Annotated in this window: 18 protein-coding genes; 2 read left to right on the top strand and 16 right to left on the bottom strand. The window is 65.2% G+C overall.

The window, feature by feature from the left end; genetic code table 11:
- Positions 1 to 143 precede the first annotated feature (143 nt).
- Both ACS7SF_RS10010 and ACS7SF_RS10005 read right to left on the bottom strand, forming a co-directional pair.
- The gene (locus ACS7SF_RS10010; RefSeq protein ID WP_439889648.1) at positions 144 to 2,072 is read right to left on the bottom strand and encodes a cell wall anchor protein; all 1,929 of its coding nucleotides are present in this window, start codon (positions 2,070 to 2,072) and stop codon (positions 144 to 146) included.
- Positions 2,073 to 2,230: 158 nt separating this feature from the next.
- Entirely contained in the window at positions 2,231 to 2,608 is a 378-nt protein-coding gene (locus ACS7SF_RS10005) for a hypothetical protein (protein ID WP_439889647.1), read from the bottom strand.
- 67 nt (positions 2,609 to 2,675) lie between these two features.
- On the opposite strand from ACS7SF_RS10005, the gene ACS7SF_RS10000 reads away from it, so the two are divergent.
- Positions 2,676 to 2,933 (top strand): helix-turn-helix domain-containing protein, encoded by a 258-nt coding sequence (locus tag ACS7SF_RS10000; RefSeq protein ID WP_439889646.1) that lies wholly within the window; start codon positions 2,676 to 2,678, stop codon positions 2,931 to 2,933.
- A 3-nt stretch (positions 2,934 to 2,936) separates the two neighbouring features.
- On the opposite strand, the gene ACS7SF_RS09995 is transcribed toward ACS7SF_RS10000, so the two are convergent.
- The 10 genes from ACS7SF_RS09995 to ACS7SF_RS09950 all read right to left on the bottom strand — a co-directional run bounded on the left by ACS7SF_RS09995 (position 2,937) and on the right by ACS7SF_RS09950 (position 11,930).
- Positions 2,937 to 3,245 carry a hypothetical protein gene (locus ACS7SF_RS09995; RefSeq protein ID WP_439889645.1) on the bottom strand — a complete coding sequence of 103 codons (309 nt, stop codon included), beginning with the start codon at positions 3,243 to 3,245 and terminating at the stop codon, positions 2,937 to 2,939.
- A 107-nt stretch (positions 3,246 to 3,352) separates the two neighbouring features.
- Positions 3,353 to 4,162: a DUF4942 domain-containing protein gene (locus ACS7SF_RS09990; RefSeq protein ID WP_439889644.1), complete on the bottom strand. Its 810-nt coding sequence runs from the start codon at positions 4,160 to 4,162 to the stop codon at positions 3,353 to 3,355.
- A gap of 10 nt (positions 4,163 to 4,172) precedes the next feature.
- Positions 4,173 to 4,403 carry a hypothetical protein gene (locus tag ACS7SF_RS09985; RefSeq protein ID WP_439889643.1) on the bottom strand — a complete coding sequence of 77 codons (231 nt, stop codon included), beginning with the start codon at positions 4,401 to 4,403 and terminating at the stop codon, positions 4,173 to 4,175.
- A gap of 412 nt (positions 4,404 to 4,815) precedes the next feature.
- Positions 4,816 to 5,844: a hypothetical protein gene (locus tag ACS7SF_RS09980; protein ID WP_439889642.1), complete on the bottom strand. Its 1,029-nt coding sequence runs from the start codon at positions 5,842 to 5,844 to the stop codon at positions 4,816 to 4,818.
- 103 nt (positions 5,845 to 5,947) lie between these two features.
- The gene (locus ACS7SF_RS09975; RefSeq protein ID WP_439889641.1) at positions 5,948 to 6,979 is read right to left on the bottom strand and encodes a hypothetical protein; all 1,032 of its coding nucleotides are present in this window, start codon (positions 6,977 to 6,979) and stop codon (positions 5,948 to 5,950) included.
- A 117-nt stretch (positions 6,980 to 7,096) separates the two neighbouring features.
- Positions 7,097 to 8,131 carry a hypothetical protein gene (locus ACS7SF_RS09970; RefSeq protein ID WP_439889640.1) on the bottom strand — a complete coding sequence of 345 codons (1,035 nt, stop codon included), beginning with the start codon at positions 8,129 to 8,131 and terminating at the stop codon, positions 7,097 to 7,099.
- The gene (locus ACS7SF_RS09965; RefSeq protein WP_439889639.1) at positions 8,128 to 9,048 is read right to left on the bottom strand and encodes a recombination directionality factor; all 921 of its coding nucleotides are present in this window, start codon (positions 9,046 to 9,048) and stop codon (positions 8,128 to 8,130) included. Before ACS7SF_RS09965 ends, ACS7SF_RS09970 begins: the two co-directional genes overlap by 4 nt.
- Before the next feature lie 12 nt (positions 9,049 to 9,060).
- On the bottom strand, positions 9,061 to 10,059 hold the full coding sequence (locus tag ACS7SF_RS09960) for a YqaJ viral recombinase family protein (RefSeq protein ID WP_439889638.1): 999 nt from the start codon (positions 10,057 to 10,059) through the stop codon (positions 9,061 to 9,063).
- A gap of 78 nt (positions 10,060 to 10,137) precedes the next feature.
- Positions 10,138 to 11,103, bottom strand: coding sequence for a DUF932 domain-containing protein (locus ACS7SF_RS09955; RefSeq protein WP_439892737.1), 966 nt, complete (start codon positions 11,101 to 11,103; stop codon positions 10,138 to 10,140).
- Positions 11,104 to 11,213: 110 nt separating this feature from the next.
- On the bottom strand, positions 11,214 to 11,930 hold the full coding sequence (locus ACS7SF_RS09950; RefSeq protein WP_439892736.1) for a hypothetical protein: 717 nt from the start codon (positions 11,928 to 11,930) through the stop codon (positions 11,214 to 11,216).
- 240 nt (positions 11,931 to 12,170) lie between these two features.
- Here ACS7SF_RS09950 and ACS7SF_RS09945 point away from each other — a divergent pair, with 240 nt between their 5' ends.
- Positions 12,171 to 12,320, top strand: coding sequence for a hypothetical protein (locus tag ACS7SF_RS09945; protein WP_439889637.1), 150 nt, complete (start codon positions 12,171 to 12,173; stop codon positions 12,318 to 12,320).
- Between the two features lie 352 nt (positions 12,321 to 12,672).
- Here ACS7SF_RS09945 and tssE read toward each other — a convergent pair whose 3' ends face one another.
- The 4 genes from tssE to ACS7SF_RS09925 all read right to left on the bottom strand — a co-directional run bounded on the left by tssE (position 12,673) and on the right by ACS7SF_RS09925 (position 18,178).
- A complete protein-coding gene (tssE, locus tag ACS7SF_RS09940; protein ID WP_439889636.1) occupies positions 12,673 to 13,098 on the bottom strand; it encodes a type VI secretion system baseplate subunit TssE in 426 nt (141 codons plus the stop codon).
- Between the two features lie 10 nt (positions 13,099 to 13,108).
- Positions 13,109 to 15,823, bottom strand: a complete 2,715-nt coding sequence (tssH, locus tag ACS7SF_RS09935; protein WP_439892735.1) for a type VI secretion system ATPase TssH — start codon at positions 15,821 to 15,823, stop codon at positions 13,109 to 13,111.
- Positions 15,824 to 15,962: 139 nt separating this feature from the next.
- Positions 15,963 to 16,448 carry an Hcp family type VI secretion system effector gene (locus ACS7SF_RS09930; protein WP_021193806.1) on the bottom strand — a complete coding sequence of 162 codons (486 nt, stop codon included), beginning with the start codon at positions 16,446 to 16,448 and terminating at the stop codon, positions 15,963 to 15,965.
- Between the two features lie 95 nt (positions 16,449 to 16,543).
- Positions 16,544 to 18,178 carry an OmpA family protein gene (locus ACS7SF_RS09925; protein ID WP_439889635.1) on the bottom strand — a complete coding sequence of 545 codons (1,635 nt, stop codon included), beginning with the start codon at positions 18,176 to 18,178 and terminating at the stop codon, positions 16,544 to 16,546.
- Positions 18,179 to 18,252 lie beyond the last annotated feature (74 nt).

Here is an 18,252-nt window from a genome sequence, read left to right as displayed (position 1 = left end):
AGATTCCTTGGAGTGAGAGTGATGGGTTCGGTGTTGGTGACGGTGGCCGTAAAAAAGCCGCGCCTGAGAAACAGACACGGCCCAAGCGCTCCCCGTCACGGTTGCCCGCCTCTTGAGGGCGGGTTGCCGTTCTGCGTCATGCTTCAGTTGTTGAATTGCCAGGAATTGCTGAGGTAGAGCCCACCGGCTTGCCAGCCCAGTTGCACCTGCTGGACGTTGACCGCGCCGCAGCTCGCGGTTGCCGTCAGGCCGCCACGGGCATTGGCGATGACCGAGGACAACGAGCCATCGCTATTGGTGGTTGGCGCGGCTGAGTTGATCGCCACGGCGGATTCCAGTGCCGAGGGCACGCCGTTGACAACGGATCGCGGGAAGGACGAAGCAAAGGCCGCCCACAGGTTCGGATAGGCCGGCGCATTGGCCGGGTTGGTCCACGTCACCGTAGCGGGGTTGCCTTGGCATCCCGGCCCCGTAGTGCTGGCTGTCAGGTAATTGCCGATCGTCGTGTTGCTCAGTGTCTGCCACGGTGCATGGATGCCCGCTGCGGCTGCCGCGTTGGGGCCGACATTGAGCACCTTCTGCGGCGTGCCGATGGCTGTCCCGGTCGCGTCGTACAGCGTGACGGTGTAGACGCCGTACTGCGCAATGCTGGAGACATCCCCCGGCTGCGATGCATACTCAGCCAGCCCGTTGGGTGCGTAGGCGCTGTTTCCACCCGACAGCGATGCCCAGGACCACTTGTACTGCGTCGACATGCCGATGTCAGGCCTGGGCACCGGACCGTTGACGACAAACGGCGCCGTCAATGCTGGCGTGGGGAACGTCAGGCGCGGATTGAACTGCGGATCGATGTTCGTCAGGTAGATTCCGCCGGCCGGAAGGCCAGGGCCTTGCACCGAGGCCGATGTGATGGTGGTGGTCGTGCTGCCCGCAGTGAAGGTCGCGGGAATCCGAATATCCAACCCCGATTCGAGACGCCCGTTGCCAGTGTCAGCCGCGTTGAGGAACTGCTTGCGGCCCAGGAACGAAGCGATGTACAGGTTGAATTGCTCCTGGTTGCCGATGATGTCCCAGGTGCCATCGGAGCGCTGCTGCACGATGTCGCTGGCGAAGTTCGCCACGCCCGTCGCGTCGGTGAACAGGAAATACACCAGTGCGGCATTCCCGGTGATGTTCGGCAGCGTGTTGGGCTTGAGGAACGTTACCGTCTTCACGCCCGTCAGCTTCGAACCCGCTGCCGAGATGCCGGGATGGCGCGCCTGAAAGGTAGCGAAGCCCTGGTTCAAGTAGCTCGCATCAATGGCTGTGGAGCAAGCCGAGACCGTACCGGCCAAGCATTGGCCCAGTTGCGAAACCAGCGTCGCCAGATAATTGGCTGGCTGTGGCGGCACCGTGAGGGTCGCAGTAGACGTGGCGTTTTGGCTCAACTGGATTGCCGTGTTCGGGTCCGCCACGCTGGAGAGCTGCAAGCCGCTGCCCGTGGTCGATTGCGTGATGGTGACTGCATCGATGACAGCATCAGCGCCCGTCTGGTTCGGCGTGAAGGCGCCTCCAATGGGATCGAACGAGCCGGCATCCACCCCCCTGGCAGCCAGGATGGCCGACAGCGCGGCATTGAGCTTCGCCACCGAGGCAGCGATGGCAGAAGCAGACACGCCGGCCAGCGCAGAAGACGTTGCCAAGCCTCCCGGATTGCCATCGGCGGTGAGCTGCGCGGTGACGGCCGTGGTCAGTGGCGTCACGTTGGCAACGACCGGTGCGGAACTGCCCGTCGCCGTACTGGCGACCACTGAATACAGCGGCAGCGAGATACCGGCCGGGTCATTGACGGTAATCAGCAGCGGAGCAGTGAGGCCCGAGAGCGGCACCGTGTAGCTGCCGTTGGTGTCACTGGTGGTCGATGCGGTGTTGCCCTTGGCGTCAACAACGACAACCTTGGCGTTTGCCAACGCCGTGCCGACTGCCACGGTGCCCGTCAGGCTTTGCGGACTGGCGGCCGGCGACGTCGCAGCGCCGGTGCTTGTAGTGCTACCACCATCTCCGCCGCCGCACGCTGCGAGGACGGCGGACATCACGACGCTCAATGCGAGCTTGGAAATCCCCAGGTTTCGATTGGTGTTCAATTTGTAGACCCCCTTGTTGTGTTGTGCGGAGTGAATGCCCGGCTCGGAGGGCTCTCCGGCTAGGCACTCCCGCGGACGCGTGTTGCTTGGCTTGGTTGCGTTGCCTCTTACATGGCCTGGTCGGTGTCCTCCTCGGTCGTTACATGCAGCGGATCTGTGGCTTCCGCATCCAGCTCAGCCAGGCATGCCCGGAAGATCGGCGTGCCCAACACACCGCTGCGCTCCAGCGCGATCAGCCGTTCGCGGCGCACGTGAGCGGGTTGGTGTGCATCCCCGACGAGCGCCCAGGCCGCCTCGATCAGCGCACGCCGCACACTGCGGCGCTGGAGCAAATAAACCGCGCCAGCGACTGGCCCGATGCACGCGGATGCGAAGACCCAGCCCGCAGCCGGGAGACCGACGCGATTGGCCCGCAACCGGCGCATGTCGAAGACGATGCCGAGCGCTGTCACGGCGACGCCGGACAGCCAGACGATTTGAAACATGTGAATCTCCCTGAATATAGCGTATACGGATAAAGAATATCGCGTATGTGTATCTAGAATGTTTGGCATGACCCACCCGATCCACGACCCTCGCTATCAGCGGATTGCGAAACTGCTCACTGACCTGCGCAAGCAGCGCGGGTGGCTGCAGCAGGACGTTGCCGATCGGATCGGGCGGCCCCAAGCCTTCGTGTCCAAGGTCGAGAGTGGCGCCCGCCGCCTGGACGTGGTGGAACTGCTCGATTTCCTGCGAGTGTTGGAAGCCGACCCGCACGCCTTCCTCGATACCCTTCTGGATACGCCGATGACGGCGCTGCCGCGCTGACGGCTAGTAGTCCTCCGGCAACAGAACGGTCGTCACGCGCTGGTCCTGATCCCCCTCGGTGATGATCCACACCTTGAGCCCCTTGCCCAACGGGTAACTGGACAGCACGCGCTGGCCGTTGGCGGCAGCTTGGTCGTTTTGTTGGCGGTCTTCGTCAGAGAGGTCGCCCCAATCATGTCGGGCGTGGCGGTTTAACAGTTTGAAGACCGAGACGCCGGCTACGCCTAAGGCGGCAACGGCGGCGGGTGTCGCCAGCAGATGCCCGAGCGGCAAGCGTGGCGGGATCACAGTGGGTACGGATGGCTCCGTCATGGTGTTCTCCTGAAGGTGGACGAACGCTGGCCTCCGGTCAAAGCCGGATGCAAGGTCGCGGATGAAAAAGGGGAGGAAAGAAGCCGGACGCAGGACGCGCCCGGGCATTAGCGCGCCCGGGAGGGCAGCGCGTTGGGGTAGTGCTTGGCCAAGATCATGTTCACCTTGTTGACCAGATCTGGCCGTTTGAAGCTTAGGTGCCCGTTGCCGTTCTTGAACCAGCGCAGGTGTAGATAGTCGTTCTCAGCCTCGGTCTGCCGTTGCCCTCGCGCGTGGCTGATCAGGTAGTAGACGCCGGCACGGTGATCGGCTTCCGGTTTGCCGTCGAGCACGTGAAACACGCGCAACAGGTCGTCGAGTTCGTTCGTGCCGTTGTGGTTCAAAGAGCCGTAGCTGAAGAGCGACTTGAGGATGATGCGTTTGCCGAACTTGAAAGGCTGGTTGGTCTTGTAGTTCCACGACAGCCTGCGGAAGCACTCCAGTACGCCGCGCTCAAACATGTCGCCACGGGCGCTGTGAAGCTCGGTGAAGGTCGCTTCGATGTTCGCCGCCGTCAGCTCGGGAACCTCGCCATCGGCAATCTGCTGCTGCCACTGTGCGCGAGCACGGGCATCCATGAAGGTGCGCAGGCCCGATTCACAGAGCAGGTAGTTCCACCCCTGGGCATCGATGGTGTGCAGCATGGCCTGTTCGGCTTCAGCACGCTTGGCATAGTCGCCCGTCACCGTGATGGAGCCCCGGTGCGCATAGCTGCTGTCCAGGACCAGCCTCGGGAAGCCAAGGTGGGCTGCTTTGGCGAGGTCTTGTGCCTCGCAGAGCAGGTCCAGCGCCTGACGCACGCGTTCGACGACGGCCGTGCGCTGGTTGGCAAGGTTCGTGATGCTGATGCTCGGGACGAGTTCGGTGGTGGTGTTCATGAGAATCCTGTCAGTCGTAAGGAAGCGGGGCATACAGCCCAGCAATGAGCGGCAGATAGGTCGTGTCCTGAAAGCGATGTTTCGTGCGCACACGCCAGGTGCTGACGGTGTTGCCGCGCTCGCTCTGGACGTAGGCCATCACGACCATCGGCGTGGTGATTCCGGACGGCAGGGTGCGTTCGACGGCCGTGCCGATGCCCGGCATGCGGCGATATGCCTTGCGGCGTTGCCGGCTGTTCATGGGGTTGCCCTCGTTTCGGGGACTGCGGAGGCGGCCCCGGCCTCGCGCAGCGCATTGAGCAGGACGGTGCGGTTGTGCGACAGCACGGGGTTGGTGGTTTCCCTATCGGACATGACATGTCTCCGGGTGGGTTATCGGTGAGAGCGGTGCTGGGACAGCGCCATTGCAGGTGAGGGCTTCGCTGCGGTGAGCGCGCAGACCTGACGCGCGGGCGCCGGCCGTGGAGTCGGACTGGACACGGTGGCCGGTGGGCCGTGATGGATCAGCAGGACGGGCAACGGACGAACGGAAACGCACATGGTGGAGAACTCCGGTAAAACGGCGTGCGCAGGCCTGCGGCAGACGCGCATACGCAAGTCGTGATGGAGGGGAAAGAAGAGGGCCGGGTGCAGACTGGCTGCGTGCCCGGCCGTTATGCCGCGCTGACGGGCTTGGGGGAGATTCCGGTGATCGACGCTTCGTCCCAGACCAGTTGTGCAGGGCTGAGCGACTGCAGATCCCACACGCCGCCGATACGCCGGATGTCACCTAGGGTGACACTGACGGCGGCGTCCTGATTGACGCCCAGCGCCATGGCCAGCGCCATCGCGCGTTCGAGTTGCCAGGGTCGTGTGTCGGGCGCGTCCCCCAGGCGCAACGTCAAGCGGGTCGCATCCGGCAATCTCGGGGCCGCCGTGCAGGCATCCCGGAACTTGCGGATCAGAGCGCCAGCGACCCCCGTGCGTTGCAGTTCAAGCGGATAGACGTACCGGAGCATGAAATTGCCCACCGCGCGGTATTCCCAGCCCAGCACCTCAACGGGTTCGCCGCCAACGCTGCCAACCCGTACGTTCTCATCCAGCGCCCACACCTCGAAGGCCGGCGGCACCACCTGCTGGGTGGCAGCGGGCGGCGCCAGCTCCGCCATGGGAACCGTCAACGCTTGCTCGGCCGTGACCGCGTGCCAGGACGAGCCCGGGCCGCCTGCGCCATACAGCGCCACGACCAGATCGATGTCCGCGTGGAGCGCCAGCGTGATCGCCCGGTCGGACTGGAACCCATCGGCCAGATCCGGCCGACCCTGAGCGCCCAGTACCGAATAGACCTGCGCCTGGTATTGGGCGTTCTCGTCGTCAGAGGCGTAGGGCAGTGTGGTTCGCACGGGTACCGGGACGTCCGGCATGGTGACCGGTGCGCGCAACTCGCGCTGCCAGCGCTGGAGGAAGCGCTCGGGGATCAAGGTGCGCGTGCGTGCCCGAAGCGAGCCGCCCTCGCAGGCAGCGGCGCCTTCAAAGATGCGCTTGAGCACGTCCTCATAGGCCCCGATGGCGACGCAGGACCAGCGCGGCGTGTGCGGGTACAGGTTCTTCTCGTAGGTGTGCTCGAACAGAAGGTACGTGACGCGACCGTCTGGCCGACGAAAGGCAGCGGCCTTCATGCCGATGATGATGGTTGCCCCCATGGGGAACTCCTTGAAGGGTGGGCGAGCGCGTGCCTGCCGGGCACACCGGGGCCGTGCTCGGCGGTGAGGAAAGAAGGGAATCTGCCGGGCCTGTGCCCGGCGCTTATGCCGCTGCGGCGAGCGCACCGCCGGTCTGCGTGCGGCAAGGGAGGGAAGCCTCATCCCACTGCAGTTGCCCGGCACTGAGCAACCACAGATCGCACAGCGCAGCGACGCGCCGCAACTCGCCCAGCGTGACGGTGACGTCCGTTCCGGGGGCTGCGCCGAGTGCAGCAGCGATCTGGTGCGCGACTTCCCACTGCTGCGCACGCGCGATGACGGTTCCACTGCAGCGGATCGTGAGTCGCACCGAATCGGGCAGATCAGGCGCCGCTTGGTACGCTTGGCGGAAGCCCCGGATCAGGCCCGCCGAGACGCCCGTGCGCCGCAGCTCCAGCGGGTAGACGTGTTGGCACAGGAAGTCCCTGACAGCGTTGTACTTGGCGTCCAGGAGGCCCAGTGGCTGAGCGCCAATCCTGCCGACGCGCATGTACCCATCCAGTGCCCACATCACCACCTCGGGCAGGGCGCCCCGCCCGGCCTTCTTCGGCGGCGCCAGTTCCGGGGCGGCAGGCGCCTGCGCTTGCTCCAGCCGCACGGCATGCCAGGGCGGGATGGCGCCACCCGGACCGTGCAGTGCCTGCACTACATCGAGGTCCGCCACGAGCCCCAGCGTGAAGGACTGCCCGGCTGTCCATAGCGTCTTGAGATCCGGGCGTCCGTGGCGGTCCAGCACCGCAGCCGCGTCGGCACGATACCGGCCCCACGCCCCGTCCTGCGCGTCAGGCCGGGCTGGCTCCACCCGCACCGGGACATCCCGCATGGTGAGCGGGGTGCGTAAGGCACGTTGCCCGCGTGCAATGAGCGTTTCTGGCAGAAGGCCGGGTTCGTGGAATGCGCCGACTTCGCACAGGGCGGCGCTTTGGAAGATCCGGAACAGCACCTGCTCGTAGGAACCCATGGCGATGCAGCGCCAGTCGGGGTCGTCCGGGTACAGGTTCTTCTCGTGCGTGTTCTCGAACAGAAAGTAGACGACTTGACCATTGGAGCGGCGTAAGGCCGCTGCCTTCATGTCAACCATCGCGGTGTCATCCATGACAACTCCAGCAAGAAAATGGGCGTGCGCCGGCCTCCGGGCCAACCGGAACCGGGCACGCCCAAGTGAATAAAGGGAAAGAAACGGAACAACAGACGCTGGGCGGCAAGCCCGGCGCTATGCCGCTGGGGAACGCACGGCGAGCTGGCGACGCAGCGCAATGGCCCGGGCCTGGGAGCAGCCGAGGAATTGGCGGATACCGGTGACGGTGGGACGGACACGCCCGGCCGCGACGGCCTGCGCGAGCTGCGTCACGTCGGCGTCGTGTGAGGCGTCGGTGAGTAGTCCGGTGACTGGATCGTCGTGCGGTACGTGACGCTCTGCCGCTTCCGTGTGACGCTGTGCGACGGCAGGCGTGGGCTCCAGCGTCACGTCAGTCGCGTCAGCGGCCGTGGCGAGTAACGCGTTTCCCTGCGCGACCACGGGCGCGTGACTGCCCGTGACGACGCTATGACTGGCGGCTTCTGGAGGCTGTGGCCCCAAAGCCAGCGTCCACAGCAGGCAGGCGACGCCCTCCAGGACCGCCGCAAAGGCGAGCGCGCTCAGCAACTCCATGCGGGCGGCAGTCGTGCCCAGTAGCGCCGCGAGTCGCGCCGTGACCGGATCGGCCAGTCGCGCGTCGCGCTCAGTCGTTGCGCGGTCGCGTTCGGCCATCTGGCGTCGCACGTCCAGCGCTTCGGCATCCAGCGCATCGAGCCTGGCTGTCAGCGTGACCCGACGCGCTTCCAGCGTCGTGCAGTTGCCGGCACAACGCTGCGCCGTGACCGTCGCCAGCCGTGCCACGACGTCGGCCCGCTCTGCCATGACGGCCGTGAGACTGCGACCAGCCGGTGCCGCCTCTGCCACTGGAACAGCCGAAGCCCGCAGCTCCCCGGCATGTCGCTGCGCCAGCAGGAAGACAGTCGCGTGCCCGAACCCCGCAGCGGCCATGCAGGCCAGCCACAGGACAAGCGCCGCGCTGCGTATACCAATTGACGCCTGCCGAACCAGCGCCGGCAGCAGATGCGCGCAAGCGACCAACACCATTCCGATCGCGATCCACACTAGCCGCTCGGCCAAGGTTCCGCCGCGCTGCCAGCCGGCGAGCACCGACAGACACAGCGCGGTGCCGGTCGCCGTGAACGCCAGCACCCAGCCGGCGCCCCGGCTCATGCCGCCGATCCACCCAGCAGCGCTGCCTTGCGGTCCAGCTTGTCGCGCAGGGTTGGGGCTGGCCCGGGCGTTTCGTTGGCGGCGCAGTCCGCGCCCGGCTGCGGATCGCCCTGTGCCGGCTCGGGATAGAACTCCTCCGCGATGGCTGCCGCTTCCTCCGGGCTGTCTTCGAAGGTGCCGTTGGCAAAGCCCATCTTGGCCGCTGCATCCAAGGCGGTCTGATCGAACCCGCTGGCCTTGCGGCGGGCATCCAGTTCCCTCGCTTCGGTGATCGTTGCTTCCAGTGTCATCCCCGCGCGAACACTCAGATCAACGTAATAGATCGCCGCGCGGTAGCTTTGCGTGGTGGACTTGCCCCTGATTTTCAGTTCGAGCGACAGGCAGGCCAGCAGGTTGCCCGACACCGCACTGAAGTAATGCAGCCGTGCCGCTAGCGTGCGGATTGAGTTATACGAGGTGGTGCGGAAAATGAAGCTACCCATCTCGTCTTCATCACCCACGATGACGTTCAGGCGTCCATACGGTTTGCAGCCGCCTGGGCCACCAAACTGGCAACCATCTGGCGATGGACACGGCAGGATCGCAATCCCGCCTTCCTCCGCGCGCTTGCACCGCTCGCCGTTGCCCACACAGACAGGACGCCCGGTCTCCCGATCGAACAACGTGTACTCGGCACGCAGGTTCAGATCCGGATCGTTGAACAGCAGCCGAACCGGGATCGCGCGCAGCTTGCCCGGTGCGGCTTTGCGCAACGCCTCATTGAGCGGGTGCAATACCCAATCCCCCCTGTTCTGCACCTGGGTGGTTAACGTGAACTGGTCGTCCTTCTCCGGCAGACGCTTGCCGTTCTTCTCGACCACGCGGCCGATGGAAATCCGCCCAATGACGGGCGGCGTGAGTGCGAGTCCTTTCAACATTGGGAAACTCCGTTAGGGATACATGAGGAAGCGGCGCGAGCCGGCTTTGGGGATGGCGTACTGCTGCGCCAGCGTTGGGTGATCGGCCAGCAGCCGTTCGAGATCGATCCCCGTGCCGTCCTTGCTGCGCTTGAAGGTCACTTCACCGGTCTCAAACAGCGCCCGGGAGGCGTCGCCCATGGCGGACTGGATGGTTTGCTTGAGCCGGGCGGCGGCGATTTCCTGGGCTTCGATCTGCTCACGCACGGCCACCAGATCGGCGAACACCGCGCTCAACTGGCGATCGCCCGAGAAGTCGATCGTGCCGCCGTGGTCGGCCGGGTACAGACAACGCAGTGCACGGTCGGCGGACTCGGAGCCGTCGCCCGGTGGTGGAACATCCTTCTCGACGTAGCGCCAGAATTCGGCTTCCAGAGCGATGAGGTTGGCGATCAACGCGTCATCGCGCTCGATGCGGTAGACAGCCAACTGCTGGCCGCACAGCAGCACCGCCACGTCAGCCGCTTGCTTGCCCGTGACTGCCAACTGGTGTTGGACTTGGAGAACGACATACTCCGGGGGACCGTCCCCCCAGTGACGCGCACCGAACTGCCCTGCGGTCTTGCACTCCAAAATCTGCACCCCTGGCACACCGATGACTTCGCGGTCCAGGTTGGCGAGCATGAAGGGCACCGTGGGGTGGCGCAGCACGGCGTTGACGCGACGCACACGGTTGCCCGTCTGTTTGGAATACGCAGCGGCCACGATGGGCTCGAGCAACGTGCCCCAATACACGGGCTCGGTGGTGTCGTTGGGATCGGGCTTGGGCAGGTCGGCATCGCGGCCGGTCTTCTCCAGCCAAAGCTCCGTTTGCGACTTAAACGGATTCAAGCCAACCGCAGCGGCAGCATCCGATCCACCGATGCCGGTTCGACGGACTTCCAGCCAGTCGGCGCGGGACAGCTCGGTGGTCTTGACCAGCTTGAGCGCGGGGCGTCGGGGTCTGGGCGGGATGGTTTCGAGGGCACTCATACAGCCTCCAGAAAGAAACAAGGCCCGGTGAGCGAACTCGACCGGGCCGGTAGATGAGGAAGGAGAAGCGGACGACAGCTACACCACGAGCCGGAGCGCTTCGTCCCATGCTTTCTGTTTCAGGGTGGCGCCTTGGCCGAACCAGGCCGCATCAAGGCGGTGGTCTTCACTGCGCGCGCGGCGGTGGTGGTCGGTGTACTCGGTGATGGCATTGACCAAGCCCCAGGCTGTACCGGCAGCAGAGGGCAACTGCGCACCCTTGCCGCGACCCGCGTAAAGCTGCTCGACCGCCTTGATCGCCCGTTCGTTGACGGCGAGCGCGGCACGGTCGGACGAATTGGTGGTCGGATATGTCAACACGCGCCGGAAGAATGCTTGCGCAGCGGAATCGGTCACCTTGCGTTCGGCCAGCGCCTTGGTACGGGCCATGAAAGCGTCCCAGGACGACACGGCGATACCGAGCTGGCGCTTGACCGCCTGCGCATCGAACTGGCTGCGGTGCGGCACCTTGACGACGCCTGTACCGTTGCCCAACGCGATCTGCAGCGTGTTGTTACAGACGACGCGGATCGACGTGAACTGCGCGGTGGTCGCCAACGTGCCATCGCAGGCCGTGGCGAGCAGCAGGTAGCCATTGATCGTGTCTTTGCCCTTGAGCGTGCCGGTCTGGCCGGTCTTGGCGAGCGCCCAAAACTTGCGGCCCTCCTTGAGCACGCCGGCCGTCTCCAGCTCGAAGCCGCCGACCTCGGTCAGGTCCCGGTAGAAGTCCAGAACCTCCAACGGCTGTACAACCTGATAGCGCGCGGAGACGACAGAAAGAGGCGCCTTGGTGTCGGATCGGTAAAGCACCTTCTGGTCAGGGTAGGCGTGGATGGCGCCCAGTGTGCCGTTGCCGGTGACGAAGCGAACCTCGGACGATTCGATGGTCCAATTCATACCGGCACGTTCGGCCCACACCTCAACGGGTTGATTGGGAGTGAGTTGGTTGCCAAGGCCGTGCCAGGGCTGCTGGCCTACATAGGCCATGGAAGAGACAAGATGCATGGTGGATTCCTGTAAGCAGATCGATCCGGCATAAAGCCCGGCCACGGCCAGGCGGTTGCGGATCGTTTGGAAAGAGGGAACGCGAGGTAGGAAGCCGGACGATGCGCGGCTCATTCCTGATGGATGTTGAAGGCGTGGCCGCATGCGCGACACAGGTGGTTCTGAAGCACGTTGTCATCGATCGCAGCACCGACAGCGGAGCCCGCAGCGCACCCGGCGGCGCTGCCCACCAGGCCGGCAATCACCGCGCCTGCCAGGCCTCCAAAAATCGAACCAATAGGGCCACCAACGGCACCCACCGTCGCGCCCATTTCGGCGCCCGATATCGCCATCGCCACGCCGCTCGTCGCCCCGGCGACGCTGCCGATCGTACTGCCCGCCTTGCGGGCAAGGTTGAGCGCTTCGACGCGCGTGGAGCGGCAGTGCGGACAACGGACTTGCGTGCTGCCCGGCTCCTCGGAGGCTGGCGGCGAGGGGGTGGGGTAGCTCTCCTGCTGCGACGCTTTCCACAAATCCTCCTCTTCGGGGGCTTCCTGGTCGGGTTGCCGGGCATCGAAGCGCGCATCGTTGTGTGAGGGAGGAAAGGCGGCTGCATGCCGGCCAACCCGCCCGAACGCATGCGCCTGGTGTACGGCGCGTGTAACGTGCTCTGGGTAGGGCGCCAATGATTCCCACTCATCGCCGTACGGATCGAATGAACGGGGGTCGGGCCGCCAAGCGGCTTCAGGCGGGCGCGTTGGGGGGTGTCGCGGTTTGTCTTTGCGAAACTTCCACCAGTACACGCCCAGCGCGAGGAGGGCAAGAAGGACGACGGTCAAGCAAACCACGAGCGTGGTTGAAAATGAGGAATTCACGGGATCTCCCGAGCGGTGCGCCCACGCGGAATTGCATGGGCGAAGCCGGACTCTTGCAGGCTCGGGAGAGTGATATATGGCCAAAAAATTCTAGGATCTCAGCTCCCCTTTATCTTGCAGTCACGAAGCGAAGGCAGTGAGGCGCCTGCCGAGAATCCAGTACGGCGGCAATGGAAGACGATCCTCGGTCGAATAGACGACTGGCTTCGGCACGTGTTGGCCGACAAAGACCCGACGCAGAATCACGAGAGCTACGGTCAACTGCAAAACGACGCGAGCGACGATGACACGGGCGGATTGATCGAATTCATGATTTCTCAAGCGGTTGATGTCGTCAGCAGCTTGGATGATGACGGCACCTGACGGACGGTCATCGAGGGCGCCAGATGTCTGGATGGCAGCGATGCCCAGTTCCTGAGGGGCGGCGCGCTAGAGCGAAATTGCAATTTCAACACGCCGGTGATGATGAAAAACAAAGTTGTATAGCCATGCCTTGATTTCACGGCAGTTTTCACTTCTCGCAGGTCAGCGCCTACCAAAGTTGTATAGTGCCGCCGTTGATTTATAAGGAAAAAATCGTGAAAAACGATATGTGAATTCGCGAATTTCCTTGTGTGCCAGGTTGCGAGCGAGCTTACGGAAGGTGTGGCCATTTCCAGCGGGTAACGACCCGTCGCGGGTGACAGAACTCTGTAATCCCGCCGGAAGACCAGCGCTACCAGCGCCCCTGCCGCAACTGCTGCACCCGCATGCGCCCCGGCGGCTCGAACACCGTGCCGAACCGCACCAGCCCGGCCTTCTTGAGGTGGCAGGTCAGCACGAAGCTGACCAGCAGCCCGGGATCGGGCGATTCGTCGATTTCGACGTTGACCGCCCGGATACGCGGTTCGTAAGCGAGCAGCGCGCCCTCCATCTGACGTTTGAGGTCGTGCAGCGACGCCGGCAGGTTGCGGTAGATCTCCGTGAGGTCGGTCAGCCCATAGTCCGGCACGTGCTTGAGCGCGCCCGCGCGGGTATTGAGGATGCGGCGGATATTCGCCTGTACGCTCAGGATTTCGAGGGTCTTGTCGTCGTAGGCACCGAGCGGCGTGCCGTCGATGTGGCCGAGCAGCACGTCGTACAGCGAAGGGCCGGTGGGCATGGTGTGGGCCTCACGAAGCCAGCGCTGGGGGCGCGGCTGCAGCATGATCCGGTGCCTCGTGGTGGTCCACGAAGTCGATGACGAGGTTGCCATTGGCGTCCATCGACAGCACCACTTGCGCGGGGGTGGTTCCGTCAGCCATGCGCGAGAGCAGTTCGCGCGAGACGGCGGGCAGGATCTTCTGGTTCAGGAACGCATCGACGTTGCGCGCGCCCGAATCGCGCGCCACACACAGCTCGGCCAGAGCGCCGACCAGCGCGTCATCGCTGGCCAGCACAACGCCATGCTGGCGCTGCAGCCGTTCGGCCACCTTGGCCAGCTTCAAGCGCACGATTGACGCGATCGCTTCCGCCCCAAGCGGGCGGTACACCAGCGTCTGGAAGCGGGCGAGCAGGGCCGGCTGGAAGTGCGCCACCAGCTCTGGATGAATGGTCTCAAGCAACGCTGCCTGCGAGATGGCGGGGTCCTCGGCCGTGGCCTCATCAATCCGAGCGCTGCCCAGGTTCGAAGTCATCAGGATCACGCAATTGCGGAAATCGATGTCGCGCCCTTCGCCATCGCGCATCTCGCCGCGATCGAAGACCTGGTAGAACAGGTCCAGTACATCCCGGTGGGCCTTCTCTACCTCGTCGAGCAGCACCACGCTGTACGGGCGCTGGCGCACCGCTTCAGTGAGCACGCCACCGCGGCCATAGCCCACATACCCTGGAGGCGAGCCTTTCAACTGCGACACCGTGTGCGCTTCCTGGTATTCGGACATGTTGATGACGGTTAGCGCCGCCTGTCCGCCGAAGAGCACATCGGCCAGCGCCAGGGCAGTCTCTGTCTTGCCCACGCCCGAGGGGCCCGCGAACAGGAACACCCCCAGCGGCGCGTGCTCGTTCTTGAGTCCGGCGCGGGCGGTGCGCAGCCCCTCGGCGAGTGCTGCCATGGCGTCATCCTGCGCAACCACGCGCTCAGCGAGTCGTGCTTCCAGCGAGAGCAGGCTGCGCAGCTCATCCTCGACCAGGTTGCCGACGGGCACGCCCGTCCATTCGGCCACTACGCGCGCAACTGCGCGTGCGTCCACATCCGCAAAGACCAGTGGCACTTTGCCCTGCGCCTGGGCCAGCGCCTGTTTCGCGTCCGCAAGCGCTTGCGCGGAGGGGGTCTCGCCGTCGCGTTGCATGTGCAGCGCCGTGACGAGCATCCGTTCTCGGGCGTAGCGCTCTTCAAGCGCGGCCAGCTTTTGCTTGGCATCGGCAATGGCGGACTCGAGCGCCGCGCGCCGTGCTGGCGCCGGGTCCTCACCAGCATGCTGGTCGGCGTCGAGCGTGGTGCGCTCCAGCTCCAATGCTGCAAGCGCGGCACGGGCGCGCTGCAGCGGCGCCGGGGGCGATTCCAGCCCCATGCGTACACGCGCGGCGGCCGTGTCGATCAGGTCCACGGCCTTGTCGGGCAACTGACGGGCAGGGATGTAGCGGCGTGAGAGCTTGACGGCCGCCACCAAGGCCTCGTCGCGGATGTGAACGTTGTGGTACGTCGCATAGCGGGTGGCCAGCCCGCGCAGCATCAAGCAGGCCGCCTCATCATCAGGCTCATCGACCTTGATAAGCTGGAAGCGCCGCTCGAGCGCCGCATCGCGCTCGAAATATTCCTTGTACTCGGACCACGTGGTGGCGGCGATGGTGCGCAGCTCGCCGCGCGCCAGCGCCGGCTTGAGCAGGTTGGCCGCATCCGCGCCACCGGCAGCGTTCCCCGCGCCAATCAACGTGTGCGCTTCGTCGATGAAGAGCAGGATCGGCACGGGCGAGGCCTGCACCTCGTCGATCACGTTCTTGAGGCGCTGCTCGAATTCACCCTTGACGCCGGCCCCCGCCTGCAGCAGTCCCAAATCCAGCGTCAGGATGCGCACGTCGCGGATCACCTTGGGCACCGACCTCTCGGCCACGCGTAGCGCCAGCCCCTCGACGAGCGCCGTTTTGCCGACGCCCGGATCGCCCACCAGGATCGGATTGTTCTTGCGCCGGCGCGCAAGTACGTCGACGACTTGTTGGATTTCGGTGTCCCGCCCGAAGACGGGGTCGATTTGTCCGCGCTGGGCCTTGTCAGTCAGATCGATGGTGAACCGCTCAAGGGCTTCGCCCTGCTGCGAGCGGGCCGCAGGAGCGGTGTCCTTGCCGGTGCTGGCGCGTGGTGCCGGCGATGGCGATCGGTCGGCTGTGGTCGACGCCGGCGCAAGAGCCTCTTCGATGGGCGGCAGCGTGCTTGCGGCTTCGCATGTCAGGTGGTCCAGCCGTGGCAGGAGGTGGCGGATCTGGGCGCTGGAGACGGACAGCAATGGCCAGGCATTGCGCGCGCGCAGCACGTGGGGCGCATCCACAATCGCCTGCAGCAGGTTGCCCGAGCGGATGGGGCCATCCAGCTTGTCCGAAGACGCCCAGGTTGCGGCATCGGCCAGGACGGTGGCGAGCTGCATGGACAGTGCAGGCTTGCCGCGCGCCGTGCGCGGTGCGTGGTTGATGGTCTCAATCAGCGCATCCCAGAGTGGGGCGGAGTCGATCTCATAGTGACGCAGGATCGCCGGGATATCACCATCGCCCGCCTCGAGCAGCTTGAGTAGCCAATGCTCGATGGAGATTTCATCGGCCAGCCGGGTCTGGCACAGGCTCGCGGCCGCTTCGAGCGCGGCGGCGCAGTGCGGGTTGAGCCGGCGAAGCAGGGAAGTGGTGTCGCGCGATGCCATGGTCATGCCAGATGCAGGAATAGGGGAGATTGCCCAAAACAGAACAGTCCATGCGGAGATGCACAGACGCACTCAAGGCAGACGGGCCGGAGTATTCGCGGGAGGAGGTGCGAGCTGGAAACCGGCCCGGGAATTGGCGTCAGGAGCGCTCGTTCCAGGTGTCCTTGTGGATGATATTGCCGTCCTTGTAGGACCATGTGACGGTCTCGTAGCGCAACTCGACCTCTTCGAGGTGATTGTGCTTCTCGTAGTCAGGGTTCTTAATGTCGAGCATCTTGGGGCGCACGGCCACGATCTTGACGTTCTCGAGCTTGGTGTTGAAGTACTCCTTCTCCTTGCCCGCGTCATCGATCTTGTACCACTTGATCTCGACCGATTTGAGCGTCTGGCCGCTGGTGACGGCCTTGTACAGGTACGGCGTCGATGCGTCGGTTTCCTTGGTCAGCGTAATCGGCTTGTGCACGCGGGTACCCGTCAGCTTGCCGGTGTTGCCATCGGTCGGGATGTGCACGCCGTGATCGAACGCGACGATCTCGACGCTGCCTTCGCGTCCCTGCACTGACACCGAACCCTTGATGTCGGCGCCGCCGTCGTCCTTGAGCCACATATAGGCTGGAATTGCCATGCTGCTTCTCCTTCTTCGTACTGCTTAAAGCGCTCGGAGCCAATCCCCGAGCTTCCCAGTCCCGAAGCACAAGGCTTCGAGGGCTAAACAGGCTGCTAGGGCTGCGCGGTGTCCGGGATCAGCGTGATCTCCACCCGCCGATTGCGGGCTCGCCCTTCTGGCGTGCCGTTGTCCGCCACGGGCCGAGTGTCGCCCATCCCCTGGATCGCAAAGCGCGTGGCCGCGATGCCGGAGGCATCCACTAACCAGTCGCGCACGGCGCCCGCACGCGCGGTTGACAGGGTCAGGTTGCTCCGGGCGTCGCCTACGTTGTCGGTGTGGCCGGCAACGAGAATGCGTTTGTCCGGATGGGCCTTGATCATCTCGAGCGCGCCCACCAGGGCCCGGTTCGAGCCGGCCTTGAGCTGCGCGCGGCCGCTGTCGAAGAGCGACATGCTGTCAAGCGTCACGATCGCCGGCGGCGCGGGCGGCGGCTGGTACGAGGCGATCGCGGCATTCAGCGCTGGGACCAACGCTGCGCCCCGGTACATCCCGAAAGACAGGCGCAGCGGCACGCCCGTGCGCACATACCGCTCCAGCTGATCGCGGTCGGCCACGAGCGTGGCCAGGGCATTGCGCCGGGCCGTATCGTTCGTGGAGGGAATGGCCCTGTATTGCGCCAGATCGGTGCCCACGCGCGCGAGCAGTCCCTCGTTGTTTTTCGCGGCACCCCAGGTCGCTGCGGCCAGCGCACAAGCCGTAAGTGCCACGGCGTGAGCGAAGGCGGCCAAACGCGGTGACACCCACGGTCGCCGGGGGATTGCCTCGATGAGCGGCTGCGGCAAGGGCCATGGCAGCGGTGAGTGAGTCAGCGGCGCAGGGGCAACGCGCGTGCGCAGTTCGATATCGCGTTCCCAGGGCCCGCCAGACAGGCTGGTGGGACCGCAGTCGATCCAGCCGATACCGTACAGGGGCCAGGGCCTGGCGGGCTGCCGACGGTCCTGCAGCGCGCCGATGATGACCTGCTGGGTCCAATCCGCAAGGGACGCCAGTGTTGCGGCACGAGCAGCGCAGAAACGATCCTCGGGTGAGCGTTGGACGTTGGACTCGGCGGCCTGGACCACGGCTTCGAAGCGTTCAGCACCGGTGATGGGAACCGCTGACGACACCCCCGCCCATTGCAGCGACGCCAGGGGTACCAAAACACGCCGCTGGTAGACCGCCACATAGCCGGGCAGCTTCACGCCAAGCAGCCGGGAGGCATCGGATGCCGCTTGACGGATCAGGCGCAGCTTCTGCGCGAGCACCTCGGCATCGGCTTGCAGGTCCGGCGCTACTGCCAGCACGATGCCGTCCGGCGCACGGCCGTCGCGCCACTGGCGCAGGGCAGCGGCCAACTGCGGCAGGCGCTGGGGCTGATCGGCCCGCACCCAGATGGCGCCATCGCCCACGTGAACGAGACGGGCTTGCGCACCTCGGTTGAACATGGCTGGCAGGCCGTCGCCCGTGACCAGCACGAGCGGCATGCGCGCGCGCAGGTCCAGCGGCAGGTCCGTAGCGGCGGCGCCCAGCGCGGCGAGGACGTTCGCGCTTTGCTCGCGTGCGATGCGGCGCCCGCGCGTATGCAGCCAAACCAACACGGCGGCGGCCGTTAGGATCAGGACCGTGAGCAGCCACGCGAGACCGGTGCCGACAGGCAGCACCAGCCACAGCACTGCCAGCGCGAGCGCCGTGCCCAGCGTGACGATCATCGTCAGCGGATACCCCAGTCCATGGAGCGTGGGTGAGCTCGCCGTGGGGGACAAGCGGCCGGCCTCATGGGCCG

Source organism: Ralstonia sp. 25C, assembly GCF_051904805.1.
GTDB lineage: Bacteria > Pseudomonadota > Gammaproteobacteria > Burkholderiales > Burkholderiaceae > Ralstonia.
This window is presented reverse-complemented; position numbering and strand designations above follow the sequence as displayed.

Coding starts and splice junctions, on each gene's coding strand:
- ACS7SF_RS09960 (WP_439889638.1), bottom strand. CDS start 10,059: ATGAGTGCCCTCGAAACCATCCCGCCCAGACCCCGACGCCCCGCGCTC.
- tssH (WP_439892735.1), bottom strand. CDS start 15,823: ATGGCATCGCGCGACACCACTTCCCTGCTTCGCCGGCTCAACCCGCAC.
- ACS7SF_RS09965 (WP_439889639.1), bottom strand. CDS start 9,048: ATGTTGAAAGGACTCGCACTCACGCCGCCCGTCATTGGGCGGATTTCC.
- tssE (WP_439889636.1), bottom strand. CDS start 13,098: ATGCCCACCGGCCCTTCGCTGTACGACGTGCTGCTCGGCCACATCGAC.
- ACS7SF_RS09975 (WP_439889641.1), bottom strand. CDS start 6,979: ATGGATGACACCGCGATGGTTGACATGAAGGCAGCGGCCTTACGCCGC.
- ACS7SF_RS09930 (WP_021193806.1), bottom strand. CDS start 16,448: ATGGCAATTCCAGCCTATATGTGGCTCAAGGACGACGGCGGCGCCGAC.
- ACS7SF_RS09925 (WP_439889635.1), bottom strand. CDS start 18,178: ATGATCGTCACGCTGGGCACGGCGCTCGCGCTGGCAGTGCTGTGGCTG.
- ACS7SF_RS09955 (WP_439892737.1), bottom strand. CDS start 11,103: ATGCATCTTGTCTCTTCCATGGCCTATGTAGGCCAGCAGCCCTGGCAC.
- ACS7SF_RS09995 (WP_439889645.1), bottom strand. CDS start 3,245: ATGACGGAGCCATCCGTACCCACTGTGATCCCGCCACGCTTGCCGCTC.
- ACS7SF_RS10005 (WP_439889647.1), bottom strand. CDS start 2,608: ATGTTTCAAATCGTCTGGCTGTCCGGCGTCGCCGTGACAGCGCTCGGC.
- ACS7SF_RS09970 (WP_439889640.1), bottom strand. CDS start 8,131: ATGAGCCGGGGCGCCGGCTGGGTGCTGGCGTTCACGGCGACCGGCACC.
- ACS7SF_RS10000 (WP_439889646.1), top strand. CDS start 2,676: ATGACCCACCCGATCCACGACCCTCGCTATCAGCGGATTGCGAAACTG.
- ACS7SF_RS09980 (WP_439889642.1), bottom strand. CDS start 5,844: ATGGGGGCAACCATCATCATCGGCATGAAGGCCGCTGCCTTTCGTCGG.
- ACS7SF_RS09990 (WP_439889644.1), bottom strand. CDS start 4,162: ATGAACACCACCACCGAACTCGTCCCGAGCATCAGCATCACGAACCTT.
- ACS7SF_RS10010 (WP_439889648.1), bottom strand. CDS start 2,072: ATGTCCGCCGTCCTCGCAGCGTGCGGCGGCGGAGATGGTGGTAGCACT.
- ACS7SF_RS09985 (WP_439889643.1), bottom strand. CDS start 4,403: ATGAACAGCCGGCAACGCCGCAAGGCATATCGCCGCATGCCGGGCATC.